Origin of the sequence: Legionella taurinensis (assembly GCF_900452865.1) — a bacterium.
Lineage (GTDB): Bacteria > Pseudomonadota > Gammaproteobacteria > Legionellales > Legionellaceae > Legionella_C > Legionella_C taurinensis.
In genome coordinates, this window is sequence record NZ_UGOZ01000001.1 from 1,037,411 (window position 1) to 1,050,762 (window position 13,352).

A 13,352-nucleotide genomic window follows, 5' to 3' on the forward strand; every position below is an offset into this window, starting at 1 on the left:
ACGAGTTGATATATGACCTTTGTAGTCACTGAAAATTGCATTAAATGTAAATACACCGATTGCGTGGAAGTATGCCCGGTCGATTGTTTTTATGAGGGGCCCAATTTCCTGGTTATTCATCCGGATGAGTGCATCGATTGTGCATTGTGCGAACCCGAATGCCCGGTTCAGGCCATTGTCTCGGAAGATGATTTGACGGAGGATCAAAAACAATTCCAGGCATTGAATGCGGAACTTGCTCCGCAGTGGCCCAATATTACATCCAAAAAAGAAGCACCAGCGGATGCCAAGTCCTGGGAAAATGTCACTGACAAGCTTCAGTACCTCGAAAAAGAGTGGCCGAAATAGATCCCGTCGTCGCAGAGGACGCGATAGCGGATTGCCAACGGGTTCTCGGTGCAAAAGGGCGCCTCAGTACGGCCATTCCGGGCTTTGTAGCAAGGCAGGCGCAGATTGAATTGGCCTCAGCCATTGCCAAAGCCATCACTGAACAATCCACCTTAGTCGCCGAGGCGGGTACCGGAACGGGCAAAACCTTTGCCTACTTGATTCCCTGCCTGTTAAGCGGCAAAAAAGCGCTGATATCCACTGCCACTAAAACCCTTCAGGATCAACTGTTTCAAAAAGATTTACCCCTGTTGGTCAGGGCCCTTGGTCTTTCTGTGCGGGTGCAGAATTTAAAAGGCCGAGCCAATTACATTTGCCGCTACCGAACGCAATTGCATACGGAGGAAGGTCGTTTTGTAAATCCCCAGTGCGTCAATGACATTCTCAATGTCCATGAAAAACTACCGTTGTTGACGGCTGGGGAACGCGCTGAACTTCCGGAAATCAGTGAAGATTCCCCGGCCTGGCCGTATGTGACCTCGACCGCTGAAAACTGCCTGGGCGGCGAATGCCCGTTTTATCAGGACTGTTTTTTAGTCAAAGCGCGCAAACGGGCCATGGAAGCGGATATTGTGGTGATTAACCATCACCTGTTTTTCGCGGATTCAAGGCTTAAAGAGGAAGGATTCGGCGAATTACTGCCAGGGGTGGATGTGGTGGTGTTTGATGAAGCCCATCAATTGGCAGAGATCGCAGCCAATTTTAATGGTGAACGCTTAGGCACGCGTCAACTCACGGATCTGCTTGAGGATTTACTGCGCGAATGGCCGGTGCTTGATTTGCCGAATCGCCCGTTTAAAGCCATGAGTACCGAGCTTGACAAACTCATTGATCAATTGCACCTGACCTTGACGGGTTATGAAGAGCGCATGGCCTGGGAGGACGCGTCGAAAAACAAGGGGTTTATCGCTGCCTGGGAATCGTTGCTTCATTTTTTTCAGCAATTGGCAGCGGCCATCGAGGAGGCGGGTCTTGAACACGAAGCCGGCGTTGCGCGTTTAATTGCCCGTCTTCAGGACTATCAGGCCATTATGCAGCGTTTTGCGGACAAAGACTCAAGCCATATCCGCTGGCTGGAGCGTTTCAAGCATACCCTGGTGTGGCAAGCTACCCCCTTTGATGTGGCTGACTCATTCCATCAGCTGCTGGCACAAAAACAATGCGCCTATGTGTTTACGTCTGCGACATTGACCATGGCGGCGTCCTTTGATTGCTTTTTAAAGCCCCTGGGTTTGACCGGGGCGGAAACCCTGACGCTGCCAAGCCCGTTTGATTACCAGCAGCAGGTCTTGTTGTACCTCCCCCGCCATTTGCCGGATCCCAAAGATCACCGTTATTATGAAGCCTTGCTCGACAAGGCCGTGCCCGTGATTAACGCCTGTGGCGGGCGCTGCTTTTTCCTATTTACCAGTCACCGGGCACTGAAATTGGTTGCTCAACTACTGCACAATACTTTAAACTATCCGCTTTTAATTCAGGGTGATGAGGCGAAGCCGATTTTACTGGCGCGTTTTCGGCAGATGGGTAACGCGGTTTTACTGGGGACATCCACGTTCTGGGAAGGGGTGGACGTGAAAGGCGAGGCCTTGTCCTGCGTCATTATCGACAAGTTGCCTTTTGCGAGCCCGGTTGATCCCGTGGTTCGCGGTAAAATGGCCTATTACAAAGCACGTGGCCTGTCCGGTTTTGATGAATTGTCGCTGCCGGCGGCGGTGCTGGCGTTAAAGCAGGGGGTAGGGCGGCTTATTCGTGATGTCACGGACAAAGGCGTGTTGATGCTGGCTGACCCCAGGCTGACCGGCCGTGAATATGGACGGCAGATTTTTGCCAGCTTACCTGTGCTGCGAAAAACCCGTGAGCTTAACCGGGTGCTTCATTTTATTAACGAATTGGCTTTAAATCATGAACTTGCTGGCGATTGACACATCCACTGCGGAGGCTTCCATTGGCTTATCGGTTAATGGCCGCTTATGGCATGAAAGCCATCAGGCTGAACGCCTGCATGCTCAATTCATTCTTCCTGCCATTGAGCGTCTGTTAAATCAGGCGGATTGCTCCCTGCCGCAATTGGATGGCATTGCTTTCGGGCGGGGGCCTGGCAGTTTCACCGGTTTGCGCATCGCCTGCAGCGTGGCAAAAGGCCTGGCTTATGCTCATGATCTGCCTCTGTATCCTGTCAGCAGCCTCGCGGCGATAGCAGAGGAATACCTGCATCAGCACCAGATCCCCTGGGGCGGTCAGCCGGTACTGGCCTTGCTGGATGCCCGTATGCAGCAATTGTATTGGGCCTGTTTTACTGACGCCACCCTTGACGTGGAAGAGCAGGTCAGCGATGCGGCCGATATTCCTGTACCGGATACCGAAACCATTGTGCTTGCCGGCGCCGGTTTTGCCACTTATCGTTCGCAATTGAGTACGCAGATTATCGACAAAGTAAGCATTGAAAAAACGATTTTTCCCCAGGCACCGGCCATGATTCGACTGGTTCAGGCTCAGAAAATCAAAGCGGTTGACGCGAAAGACGCGTCACCCGTGTACATTCGTAATAAGGTTACTCAAGGAGAAGCGCGTGGATAAGCGTTTGTTGGATGTGTTGGTCTGTCCGTTGTGCAAGGGCAAGCTGTTATTGAAAGACGAGGAATTGATTTGCCGTTTCGACCGCCTGGCGTACCCTATTCGAGATGGTATTCCGGTCATGCTGGAGCAGGAAGGCCGACTCATTCCTCTGGATGAGAAAGAAAAATTATGACTGACTTTCATGTGGTGATTCCGGCGCGCTATCAATCGTCGCGTTTGCCCGGCAAATTGATGATGAAAATTGCTGACATCACGGTGATTGAGCGGGTTTACCGCCAGGCGGTGCTGGCCAAGCCCAAATCCATTGTCATCGCCACAGACAATGACGCCATTGCAACGCACGCCGAAACCTTTGGGGCGAAGGTCATGATGACTTCCATTGATCATCAGAGCGGCACGGATCGCATTGCTGAAGTGGTTCGAAACGGGGAATACCGTGAGGACGATATCATTGTCAATGTGCAGGGCGATGAGCCGTTTATCGCGCCGGAATTAATAAGGCAGGTGGCCGACAGCTTAGCCCATGCGGAAGCGCCGATGGCGACGCTGTGCTGGCCCCTTGGCGATTTGGAGCAGCTTTATAACCCCAATGTCGTTAAAGTGGTGCGTAATCAGTTCAACAATGCCCTTTATTTTTCACGCAGCCCTGTGCCTGCTCATCGTGAGGACAAGGAGAGTCTGCGCATGGTGTATAAGCATATTGGCTTGTATGCTTACCGGGCTGATTTTTTACTCCAGTTGACTGCTTGGCCTCCCTGCGAACTGGAGCGGCTTGAAGCGCTTGAGCAACTCAGGGTATTGTGGGCAGGGTACACCATTCGGGTAGACGAAGCCTGCGTGAAGCCGCTGCAGGACATCAACACCGCCGACGATTTGCAATTGGCGAGAGAGTTCCTCACTGCCTGATTAAGCCGCCGGGGCCACCAGGCGGCTGGATAAGTCATGACCGAATTCAGCCAGTTCTCTTTCAGTACGGCAGGCGCCAAAGGTTACAAAGAAAAGTTCCTGGCTTTGTGACTTTAAATAATTGCCAAGATTAAACGACAAAGCCTGTAAGGGTTTAAAGACATTGATTCGCAGAAACTGAACCCATTTGTGGCGTATGCCGTCTGATAGTTTCTCCATGTTGTTGTTTCTGAAGTGCTTGTCTGCGCTGGCTTTTAACTGAGCAAAATAGGTCTCATCCCGGCTTAAATGAACATTTTCGTGAATGTAATCCTGATTGATCCCTCTAAATTCCGCGTGCATGCTTGCCAGAGTGTGAAGTCTGGGATCAACTCGGTCCATCAGGGGTTTTTTACACTCTACCAGCGGGAGTTTGGGCAGGCATTTAAGTTGCTGAAGCTGTGCTAATTCGTTCTCATCCGACGTTTTATGGATAGCCTGGTCAATGTATTTCTCAGTCAGGCGTTCAAATTCGGTTTCAAGCTTGGTTAAGATTTCACAGGACGTCTTGTAGGTCTGTGTTTTTAAACGCCGCTCAATTTCCATGGCATCCTGGGTCTTTTGTTGATAATGTTCAAACGCGGAGACGAATCGTCTTTCGCCCGCTCCCCATCGGTTGACCCATTCCGTAAACTCTCTCCCTTGCAGTGTTTCCAAACCGGCAAAGGTTTTATCCAGTGTCGCAAGCGTCTTCTTTAAGTGTTCATGCGCGCTTTTTAGAGTGAATTTCACGGGGTTGTCCTCATCAAGGAGCGGGTAAGGATGACCCTCATAGAGCTTATTGGCATTAATGAAATACGGGGTGACATGGGCTGTGAGTTTTTCTTTTACCCGTTTGGTCTGACCTTTTAAATGATTAATGGCAACGTCTGTTTCCCGCCTTAACTTAAAGAGGTGTTCTTTACTCTCCGCGACGGTGCCCACCTGCTTTTTAGCCAGGTCCACAGCGCTCTCAAATTCGCTTTTTTCCTGTTCGCTGAAAGTCAGTTCGGGAGTCGATTTAATAAAAAGCAACGCGGCCTCGGCATTGGCCAGTTCGTCGCTCAAGCGCTGGCTTAACCCCTTTTTCTTCTCTTCAAATTGCTGTTTGAGCAGTTGGATTAAAGGCGTGGCTTGTTTTTGCAGGTCTATTAAAATTTTTGAGCGGTTTGCGATTTGGTCCAGGCGTTTTTCCTGCAAGGAAGCCAACCGGTGAACTCTGTCTAAGGGAGAAACCAGTTCAAGCGTTTTTTCCCTCTCCTCACCGTATGGGCCGGCTTCATTCTCCACTTCAGAACGGAAAGTCTCCAACTCGCCGAGCAGTCTGCGTGCTGATTTCCAGGGACCATTGTCGCCCAATACCTCAGGCAACAGCAGAAAATATTCTGAGAGCTCCTCCGTGAGTGCAGCGATATCGCTTAAAATCGTTTTCTCTTTGCTCAGGATTTGAAGGTGCTCCTGTTCATTGATTTCTTTTAAAACATGGTAATTTTTAATGGTCTGAATAGGAAATGCGTCGATAAAAGCAGCTAAATTGTAAAAGGCGGCAATGAATTTGCTGTACATCTGCCTATCCGTTTTGGCCGGCACGTCGACATCAAACAGTTGGTTGCTTAACGCGGCAATGTCTTTCGCTTCCATTTTGGATAAGGCAGTGCCCCAGAACAAAAATCGCTTTTTTTCACCCAGGTGCATCAGCAACTGATCATGCAGTGCGTCTCTTGCGCTGGAATGAACAATACTGGGGTATTTTTGAAATTTTTGCTTTAATTCAGTATTGAATTGCAGCAGGTTTTTAACAAAAAATTGAGTGTCTTTATCGTCTTTGTTGTTAACGTCGATGACACAAAGAGTCAGCAGAAAGGTTTCAAACTGTTTTTTAAGCGTGTTTTTGGCGGCCAGCATGAGCTTCTCTAGCACGGCCGGATCAAGCGCTGTGGGATATACCAGGGTTTCACGGGCAAGGATTTTTTCTCCCAGTTCGTTTCGTTGCTGGTTAGTTTCTTTGAGCAGGTCGACTGTGCGCTGCAATTCGCTGATTAAAATGTCATGGTAGTCAGGGTAATCCAGGGTGTGTTGGATTCGGCCCGTGATAAAAAGCCTCGCCTTATCCGCGTCACTGGTTTTTTCCTGGTAACGGGTTACCCAGTCAGACAGCAGAAAATCCTCTGAAAAGCCGGGTAAAAACGACTGGTTGGCCAATTGGGTATGAATTTGAAGCTGTTCTTCAAGTTGAAGTCTCAGGGATTCTATTGTTTTAAGTAAAGGGGATTGCGGTTTTTTTTCTTCTTCTATGGTGACGGCCAGGGTTTTTGGTTTGTTTTTATACATCTTTGCTTTGTTTTTTAAACAATGGATGGTTTCCGGCAACACGGGGCTGGCAGGAGACTGTTCCAGTGTCTTAATTATCGCATCAAATTCCACCAGCAATTCCTGTGGGGCTTTGTCGGCTATTTTTCTACGCAATAGTTTGAGTGATTTTGTGCTGGCGCGATTGTGTTCCCTGAGTTGAGCGGCCAGGTTTTCGGTGCGCGTTTTCAATTCGCCAAGCGAAAGCGTGGTGTTTGCTGTGGATGGATTCCAGGTGAAGTGCAATGGGGCTGTGATGTTATCCAAATGGCTTACAATGATGTTTTTAATAAGCGATTTGAGTTTGACCAGCTTGTTTTTCACATCAGAGATCGATTCGCTTTCAGACGGGTCTGACAGTTGAAAACGAAGGGATTGAGCACAAAGGCGATAAGCATCAAGGCTGTGTGGTGGAAAGGGAGTGATGGTTTCGACAACGGATAAAATTTTTTCTATTTTATCAAGCGCGTTTAACGCCTTATCAAACTCTTTACCCATTCATGTACACCTTATTATTTGAGTCGGGCCTTCGATGTCATAAAGATACCATTGCAGGCTTAAGAGAATATTAAAGAAATGTATCAATATTGTAAAGCAAGGGCGCAACGCAGCGAGCGCCTGCTTAAAAAAAACCTGACTTTATTGATGTGCTTTCTGTAAGTGGCGTCGTCGCAGATACAGGAAAAACGCCGGAATAATCATCAGCACAATGCCGCAGGCAAACACCAGACGGTAATGGCTGGCGTCGCCCATGTCCATGTTGCTTTCCGGGGGAATAAACCCAATGATTAAAGTAATGACGCACCCCGTTAAACCCAGCAGGCAGGTCAGGTAATAACCAAAACGGCCCAGCGGTATTTTAAAGGGGCGGGGTTTGTCGGCAAATTTGCTTTTCAGCCGAAACGCAGCAATAAACATCAACACGTACATCAGAATGTAAAGTTCCGTGCTTAAGGCGGTAAACAGCCAGTAAATGGCATTGATGGTAGGGAACAGGAGGAAGCCGCCGCAAAGCAGAGTGACTAATACCGCCTGCAGAATCAGAATACGAGAGGCGACGCCATGACGGTTTAATCGGTAGAGCCAATGCGGTAAAAAGCCATTGTCGGCCGCGAGCAGCATGCCTTTGGCGGGTGAAATAATCCAGTTGACCATGCTGCCTAAACTGCCTAACAGCAATAAGCCTACAACAACCGGCATCAGCGCACTTAAATGGTAGGCCTCAAAAAAGTTGGTGAACGCCTGCATGACGCCATCCACCAGATTGATTTCTTTTTGGGGTAAGACAAAGGCAATGGCCAATGACCCGAAAATCATGGTGGTTAAAATCAACAGGACTGAAAAAAACATGGCGCGGGGGAAGTTTTTTTGCGGATCGCGCACATTTCGTACATGAACAGCCGCCAGTTCCATGCCAAGAAACGAGGTCATGATCGCAGTGAGTGAGACCCAGGATTGCGTGTCTTTCCAATGAGGAATCAAATGGGAAAAGCTTAAGTCGATGGCGAGAGGGTGGCCTTTGATTAGCCAGATGAAGGCCAGAAATATAATGAGTCCCATGGGGAGAATCATGCCAAAAATGGCGCAGACACTGGCAAAGGCGGCGGAGGCGCGAATGCCGGTTAAGCCGAGAAGGGTTAACGACCAGAAAATGATAAGAATCACGCTGATAAGGTAAAATTTATGTTCAGCGAGCGCCGGATTTATCAGATAGGCCAGCGTGCCCGCGATAAACGAGAGGATGGTCGGGTACCAGACCATGGTATTAATCCATTGCAGCCAAATGGTAAAAAAGGCGACGTTTTCTCCGAAAGCATGACGAACCCAACTGTAGATGCCGCCTTCTTCATCAGACCACGTCGAAGACAATTCCGCGGAAACGAGTGCGACAGGAATTAAAAAAACGATGGCTGAGAAAATAAAAAAGAAAATAAGGGAAGAGCCAAACAAGGCGGTGCCCGGTAAATTCCTGATGCTGTCAATGGCGCCGGTGATCAGTAGAACCAGAGCAAAGGTGGATATTTTTTGTGTAGACCAGGATTTCATAGGCGAGGCAGGTTGCAGAATTGTCAAAAAGGTAAGCATTATAGAGGCGCAAGCCGTCTAAGAAAAGCGTTTTTTATTTTATTCCTCTGATCTACTGTGCCATAAAACCTTGTCAGTTCCATGGCATTGCGGTTAAATAAAGAGTCATTTTAACAAGGAGTACACCATGGGCTGGATTTTTTTTAATCAACAACACCGCGTCAATGCGATTGCGCAAGGGGTTAATGTTGCTGTTGGCATTTTGGCCGTCGTGGATTACATCACCAACCCGGAAGCGAACACCGCGATCTATGGTGCCAGCCTCCTGTTGAATCTGGCCACGGGCGTTGCTCTCAGCGGTGAGTATGGGTTGGGGCAATTCGCCAGCATGGTTGGCAATGTGGCTTATGCTGGACTGGTCTTTGGTCAAGCCGTGAGCAACTGCAATGACGTCAGCGGCTCCACACTTCTCATGGAAGGGGTAGCCATGGGAACCAATCTGGCAGCAACGTTCTACAGTGCGGGAACGCATCATGCGAAAAACGCCTCCCAACAAGAAGCATCGCCTTCTTCCTCCATTGCACAGCCATCCTGATTTATATTCCGTGCACGGTGATAATTAATCGCCGTGCCGGTGCTGTGTTGCGATGTTCCGCCAGAAAAATACCCTGCCATTGCCCAAGCATCAGCCGTCCTTCGCAGAGAGGCAGTGTGAGGCTTGCGCCCAACATGATATTTTTAATGTGCGCCGGCATGTCATCCTCGCCTTCGAGGGTGTGCCGATACAGCTGATTGTCGTCTGGAACCAGGCGGTTTAAATGGGTTTCCAAATCCATGGGCACATCCGTGCAGGTGTTCTCGCTGATGGCCAGTGATGCGGAGGTGTGTTTAAGGAATAAATGGACAAGGCCGGTATGAATGAACGGCGCTTGCCTGAGTTGGTCATGGAGAGCAGGGGTAATTAAATGGAATCCTCGGGATACAGGCTTCAGCACCCATTCGGTTTGCCAGTAAACCGGCAGCTTCCCAGCGTTAGCCATGACGATACCCATCGCGGCAAGCCGGGGAGTTCGTGACCTTTCCTTCCTTCTCCTGCCATTCGGCCGGAGTATAAAGGTGCAGGCTCAAGGCGTGCAATCCGGTTTGCAATTCGTCAGCGAGTAATCGGTTCAGCAAGCGGTGACGGGCAACCCGGTTTAATGAAGTAAACTGATCGCTGACAGCGATGACTTTAAAATGAGTTTCGGAGCCTTCCGGCACATGGTGGCGGTGAGACTCATTTTCCACAGAAAGATGGACTGGAGCCAGTTGGCTCATCAGGTGGTCTTCAATGCGTTGCTTACGGGACATGGTTGAATGATTTACGGTTCAGAAGGTTAAAGTATACTCATTGGTTTGCTGTTTGTCATAGTTTTTGCCGATGACACGGAATAAAAGTCATTTTGTGACAATATTGGGCGTAAATTTAGCTATTTTTGAATAAAACTACCTTCTTGGCCTTCTCATTATTGAGCAGCAGGTCATCTCGCGTTATGCTTGTAAGTGCATGATTTGAGAGCGGTTATTGCTCAAGGCAAATGACAGGGTTGGGCATTATTGGTTTTTTGCTGGGAATGGCATTTATATTGCTCAGATAGTTCGTAAACGTTGTTTTATCGGAGGAGAGCAGCATGAAACAGAAGGGTTTTACACTGATTGAATTGATGATTGTGGTCGCGATTGTCGGTATTTTGGCAGCGATTGCAATTCCCGCTTACCAGGACTACACGATTCGGGCGAGAGTCACGGAAGGTTTAAACCTTGCGGCTTCAGCCAAATTGGCAGTCTCTGAAACAGCCATTACCAATAACGCCTTACCCGCTACGCAGGCCGCAACAGGTTATGTCAGCCCTGCTGCAACACCGAACGTCACGTCCATTACGATTGGCGCTGGCGGCGTGGTGACCATTACCTACACGGCGGCAGCCGGCGGTGGTACGATTATCATGACCCCGACCCTGCAGGCGAACGGTGATGTCACCTGGGTGTGCACCGGCGGTACGTTATTGGCTAAATACCGACCAGCCAGTTGCCGACCATAATCCGGCTTGACCTGAAAAAGACCACGCGAGTGGTCTTTTTTTTTGCATTTGGAGAGGTTCTTTTCGTTTCCTGTTGGTCAAATAATGACCAGATGTGTCACCTGTGATCCTTCGATTCCACCGTAATTTAAACCGGGTTAATAACGTTTAATGAGCCAATGAAGCCCGATAATGCCTCCTGTAAGCCTTATCTGGCTTGAATTTTTACAGTTGGCATTGTAGATGCATGACAGGAAGTGTAATGAATCAAACGAGAGGTAGTTATGAAACAGAAGGGTTTTACGCTGATTGAATTAATGATTGTTGTCGCCATTGTTGGCATTCTGGCCGCAATCGCTATTCCAGCTTATCAGGATTACACCATTAGAGCGCGCGTGACGGAAGGCTTAAACCTGGCGGCGTCGGCCAAGCTGGCTGTTTCTGAAACAGCCATTACCAATAACGCCTTGCCCGCTACCCAGGCAGCAACGGGTTATGTCAGCCCGGCGGCTACGCCTAATGTCACCTCAATTACGATTGGGGCAGGCGGTGTCATCACCATCACCTACACGGCAGCAGCCGGTGGCGGTACGATTATCATGACGCCGACTCTGCAGGCCAACGGCGATGTCACCTGGGTATGTACTGGTGGTACGTTATTAGCGAAATACCGTCCAGCCAGTTGCAGACCATAATCTTCTGTCTGCCAGGGCATTCCCCTGGCAGACTTGAATGCGACGACTGCCGCACCTGCTACAACCAACATTAAACCAATCACCACCACCGTCCATGCTTAACAGCTTAAGGGGAGTTAAATGAAGCAAAAAGGGTTTACATTAATTGAATTGATGATTGTGGTTGCCATCGTTGGCATTCTGGCCGCAATCGCTATCCCGGCTTACCAGGATTACACCATTCGCGCACGGGTGACGGAGGGCTTGAATCTCGCGGCCGCCGCCAAACTGGCCGTGTCTGAAACAACCATATCTCGAAACGCCTTACCAGCGACTCAGGCAGCAACAGGCTATGTCAGCCCTGCGGCTACACCCAACGTCGCTTCCATTGTCATCGGCGCTAACGGTGTGGTGACCATCACCTACACGGCGGCTGCCGGAGGAGGCACCATTATCATGACACCGACGCTGCAGGCCAACGGGGATGTGACCTGGGTGTGTACCGGAGGAACATTGTTAGCGAAATACCGTCCAGCCAGTTGTAGGCCTTAATTTCACAATCCAGGCGAGGTTTAATCCTTGCCTGACCACGAAGTCACGAGTCAATCAAGAGCTGACGGCCCACTAAAATAACCTGTTTCAGAGGGCTTAAGGAGTACCAGCATGAATGGAAAAGGCTTTACATTGATTGAACTTATGATTGTTGTGGCTATTGTGGGAATTCTCGCAGCAGTCGCTATTCCGGTTTATCAGGATTATTCTATCCGGGCTCGCGTAGCCGAAGGCCTTACCATGGCAGCTCCTGCCAAATTGGCGGTTAGTGAAACAACCATTGACACCAGTGCCTTGCCCGTTAACCAGGCAGCGACGGGGTACATTAGTCCTGTCGCTTCGGTCAATGTTTCTTCCATTGCCATTGCCGCGGCCGGTGTGATCACCATTACCTATACCCCAGTGGCCGGGGGAGGGACCATTGTGTTAACGCCGACTTTGCAGGCGGATAATGACGTGGCCTGGGACTGTCGCGGCGGCACGCTGGCGGCTAAATACCGCCCAGTGAGTTGCGTGCCCTAGCATGGCATTGTGTAATCGTACAGGGAGCTTAGAGCTTCTGCTCGACCAGTATATTCTTAAGACGGACATAATCCGGCAGGCCATCTTTATACGGAGGATAGGCTTCACCCTGAATCAGCGGCCGCAGGTAACGACGGCAGGCTTCTGTGATGCCTAGGCCATCCTCGGCAATGAAGTCAGACGGCATGGCCTTTTCCTGATTGGCTACCTGAGCCAGCGGCACGTGGTCTATGGACCAGCGGTACGGCCAATCCTGTTCCCGCTTAATAATGGGCATGATGGCATTGTGGCCGGTTAAAGCCAGTTCAACGGCCGCTTTGCCGAGCGCATAAGCCTGTTCCAGGTCCACTTGCGAAGCAACATGTCGGGCCGCACGCTGCAGGTAATCGGCGACCGCCCAATGGTATTTATACCCTAATTCTTTTTTAACCAGTTGGGCAATCACCGGGGCTACGCCGCCTAATTGCGCATGGCCAAACGCATCGCGCAGACCCGCATCGCTTAAGAATTGACCTTGCTCATTGCGGATCCCTTCCGATACAACCACCACGCAATACCCGTATTGTTTGACGCTTTGATCGACTTTGGCTAAAAAACGCGAGGGTTCAAACGTGATTTCGGGGAAAAGGATGACATGGGGCGGTTCGCCTTCCGCTTCCGAGGCCAGTCCGCTGGCTGCGGCAATCCAGCCGGCATGACGGCCCATGACTTCAAGAATAAAAACCTTGGTTGACGAGGCGGCCATGGATGCCACATCAAAACCGGCTTCGCGGGTCGAAATGGCAATGTATTTGGCAACAGAACCAAATCCCGGGCAGGTGTCGGTAAAAGGTAAATCATTGTCCACGGTTTTAGGAATGCCAATGCAGGTAATGGGGTACCCTGTCTTACTCCCCAATTGCGCAATTTTATTGGCTGTATCCTGTGAATCACCGCCGCCGTTATAAAAGAAATAGCCAATGTCGTGGGCTTTGAAGACCTCAATGAGGCGTGCGTATTCCGCGCCGTCGTCTTTCAATTTATAACGGCAGGAGCCAAACGCGCCGGACGGCGTGTGCATCAGGCGGGCGATGTCCGCATCGCTTTCCAGTGACGTGTCGATGAGTAATTCATCCAGCGCGCCAATGATGCCGTTCTTGGCTGCATAGACTTTGCCAATGCGGTCGGGGTGTTGGCGTGCCGTTTGAATAACACCGCAGGCCGACGCGTTAATTACCGCGGTGACGCCGCCTGATTGGGCATAAATTGCATTTTTTACAGACATGATTTCTCCAGCTTGCTT

15 protein-coding genes are annotated in these 13,352 nt (G+C 49.9%); 10 read left to right on the plus strand and 5 right to left on the minus strand.

The features are described 5' to 3' along the window. Window positions 1-12 precede the first annotated feature (12 nt). Genes fdxA through kdsB form a run of 5 tightly spaced genes read left to right on the plus strand, consistent with a single transcriptional unit; the run spans window position 13 to window position 3,870 of the window. Complete coding sequence (gene fdxA / locus DYE45_RS04880) at window positions 13-348, plus strand: ferredoxin FdxA (RefSeq protein WP_108292184.1); 336 nt, start codon at window positions 13-15, stop codon at window positions 346-348. Then, window positions 336-2,309 carry a DNA repair helicase YoaA gene (gene yoaA / locus DYE45_RS04885; protein WP_242602676.1) on the plus strand — a complete coding sequence of 658 codons (1,974 nt, stop codon included), beginning with the start codon at window positions 336-338 and terminating at the stop codon, window positions 2,307-2,309. Before fdxA ends, yoaA begins: the two co-directional genes overlap by 13 nt. Further along, window positions 2,290-2,964, plus strand: coding sequence for a tRNA (adenosine(37)-N6)-threonylcarbamoyltransferase complex dimerization subunit type 1 TsaB (gene tsaB, locus DYE45_RS04890; protein ID WP_108292182.1), 675 nt, complete (start codon window positions 2,290-2,292; stop codon window positions 2,962-2,964). Before yoaA ends, tsaB begins: the two co-directional genes overlap by 20 nt. Then, on the plus strand, window positions 2,957-3,136 hold the full coding sequence (locus tag DYE45_RS04895) for a Trm112 family protein (RefSeq protein ID WP_058532086.1): 180 nt from the start codon (window positions 2,957-2,959) through the stop codon (window positions 3,134-3,136). Before tsaB ends, DYE45_RS04895 begins: the two co-directional genes overlap by 8 nt. Next, window positions 3,130-3,870 carry a 3-deoxy-manno-octulosonate cytidylyltransferase gene (gene kdsB / locus DYE45_RS04900; protein WP_108292180.1) on the plus strand — a complete coding sequence of 247 codons (741 nt, stop codon included), beginning with the start codon at window positions 3,130-3,132 and terminating at the stop codon, window positions 3,868-3,870. Before DYE45_RS04895 ends, kdsB begins: the two co-directional genes overlap by 7 nt. Here the strand turns inward: kdsB and DYE45_RS04905 are convergent, their stop codons facing one another. Together DYE45_RS04905 and DYE45_RS04910 are read right to left on the minus strand one after the other, a co-directional pair. Then, window positions 3,871-6,735 (minus strand): hypothetical protein, encoded by a 2,865-nt coding sequence (locus DYE45_RS04905; protein ID WP_115300545.1) that lies wholly within the window; start codon window positions 6,733-6,735, stop codon window positions 3,871-3,873. It abuts the gene before it with no gap. 141 nt (window positions 6,736-6,876) lie between these two features. Continuing rightward, window positions 6,877-8,283: an amino acid permease gene (locus tag DYE45_RS04910; RefSeq protein WP_108292483.1), complete on the minus strand. Its 1,407-nt coding sequence runs from the start codon at window positions 8,281-8,283 to the stop codon at window positions 6,877-6,879. A gap of 166 nt (window positions 8,284-8,449) precedes the next feature. On the opposite strand from DYE45_RS04910, the gene DYE45_RS04915 reads away from it, so the two are divergent. After that, the gene (locus DYE45_RS04915; RefSeq protein WP_115300546.1) at window positions 8,450-8,857 is read left to right on the plus strand and encodes a hypothetical protein; all 408 of its coding nucleotides are present in this window, start codon (window positions 8,450-8,452) and stop codon (window positions 8,855-8,857) included. A 1-nt stretch (window position 8,858) separates the two neighbouring features. On the opposite strand, the gene DYE45_RS04920 is transcribed toward DYE45_RS04915, so the two are convergent. Together DYE45_RS04920 and DYE45_RS04925 are read right to left on the minus strand one after the other, a co-directional pair. After that, complete coding sequence (locus tag DYE45_RS04920) at window positions 8,859-9,302, minus strand: secondary thiamine-phosphate synthase enzyme YjbQ (RefSeq protein ID WP_108292481.1); 444 nt, start codon at window positions 9,300-9,302, stop codon at window positions 8,859-8,861. Then, window positions 9,295-9,612, minus strand: a complete 318-nt coding sequence (locus DYE45_RS04925) for a BolA family protein (protein ID WP_108292174.1) — start codon at window positions 9,610-9,612, stop codon at window positions 9,295-9,297. Before DYE45_RS04925 ends, DYE45_RS04920 begins: the two co-directional genes overlap by 8 nt. A 320-nt stretch (window positions 9,613-9,932) precedes the next feature. Between DYE45_RS04925 and DYE45_RS04930 the strand changes: the two genes are divergently transcribed. The 4 genes from DYE45_RS04930 to DYE45_RS04945 all read left to right on the plus strand — a co-directional run bounded on the left by DYE45_RS04930 (window position 9,933) and on the right by DYE45_RS04945 (window position 12,070). Continuing rightward, the gene (locus tag DYE45_RS04930) at window positions 9,933-10,343 is read left to right on the plus strand and encodes a pilin (RefSeq protein WP_058525546.1); all 411 of its coding nucleotides are present in this window, start codon (window positions 9,933-9,935) and stop codon (window positions 10,341-10,343) included. Between the two features lie 263 nt (window positions 10,344-10,606). After that, the gene (locus DYE45_RS04935; protein ID WP_108292172.1) at window positions 10,607-11,017 is read left to right on the plus strand and encodes a pilin; all 411 of its coding nucleotides are present in this window, start codon (window positions 10,607-10,609) and stop codon (window positions 11,015-11,017) included. A gap of 120 nt (window positions 11,018-11,137) precedes the next feature. Further along, the gene (locus DYE45_RS04940) at window positions 11,138-11,548 is read left to right on the plus strand and encodes a pilin (protein WP_108292170.1); all 411 of its coding nucleotides are present in this window, start codon (window positions 11,138-11,140) and stop codon (window positions 11,546-11,548) included. Window positions 11,549-11,659: 111 nt separating this feature from the next. Next, window positions 11,660-12,070 carry a pilin gene (locus DYE45_RS04945; protein ID WP_108292168.1) on the plus strand — a complete coding sequence of 137 codons (411 nt, stop codon included), beginning with the start codon at window positions 11,660-11,662 and terminating at the stop codon, window positions 12,068-12,070. A gap of 28 nt (window positions 12,071-12,098) precedes the next feature. On the opposite strand, the gene DYE45_RS04950 is transcribed toward DYE45_RS04945, so the two are convergent. Then, entirely contained in the window at window positions 12,099-13,334 is a 1,236-nt protein-coding gene (locus tag DYE45_RS04950; RefSeq protein ID WP_108292166.1) for a 6-phosphofructokinase, read from the minus strand. Window positions 13,335-13,352: the final 18 nt, after the last annotated feature.

What these genes read in the sequence shown, in the direction of transcription:
- fdxA (WP_108292184.1), top strand. Translation starts at nt 13, where the DNA reads ATGACCTTTGTAGTCACTGAAAATTGCATTAAATGTAAATACACCGAT.
- tsaB (WP_108292182.1), top strand. Translation starts at nt 2,290, where the DNA reads ATGAACTTGCTGGCGATTGACACATCCACTGCGGAGGCTTCCATTGGC.
- DYE45_RS04905 (WP_115300545.1), bottom strand. Translation starts at nt 6,735, where the DNA reads ATGGGTAAAGAGTTTGATAAGGCGTTAAACGCGCTTGATAAAATAGAA.
- DYE45_RS04910 (WP_108292483.1), bottom strand. Translation starts at nt 8,283, where the DNA reads ATGAAATCCTGGTCTACACAAAAAATATCCACCTTTGCTCTGGTTCTA.
- DYE45_RS04915 (WP_115300546.1), top strand. Translation starts at nt 8,450, where the DNA reads ATGGGCTGGATTTTTTTTAATCAACAACACCGCGTCAATGCGATTGCG.
- DYE45_RS04920 (WP_108292481.1), bottom strand. Translation starts at nt 9,302, where the DNA reads ATGGCTAACGCTGGGAAGCTGCCGGTTTACTGGCAAACCGAATGGGTG.
- DYE45_RS04925 (WP_108292174.1), bottom strand. Translation starts at nt 9,612, where the DNA reads ATGTCCCGTAAGCAACGCATTGAAGACCACCTGATGAGCCAACTGGCT.
- DYE45_RS04930 (WP_058525546.1), top strand. Translation starts at nt 9,933, where the DNA reads ATGAAACAGAAGGGTTTTACACTGATTGAATTGATGATTGTGGTCGCG.
- DYE45_RS04935 (WP_108292172.1), top strand. Translation starts at nt 10,607, where the DNA reads ATGAAACAGAAGGGTTTTACGCTGATTGAATTAATGATTGTTGTCGCC.
- DYE45_RS04940 (WP_108292170.1), top strand. Translation starts at nt 11,138, where the DNA reads ATGAAGCAAAAAGGGTTTACATTAATTGAATTGATGATTGTGGTTGCC.
- DYE45_RS04945 (WP_108292168.1), top strand. Translation starts at nt 11,660, where the DNA reads ATGAATGGAAAAGGCTTTACATTGATTGAACTTATGATTGTTGTGGCT.
- DYE45_RS04950 (WP_108292166.1), bottom strand. Translation starts at nt 13,334, where the DNA reads ATGTCTGTAAAAAATGCAATTTATGCCCAATCAGGCGGCGTCACCGCG.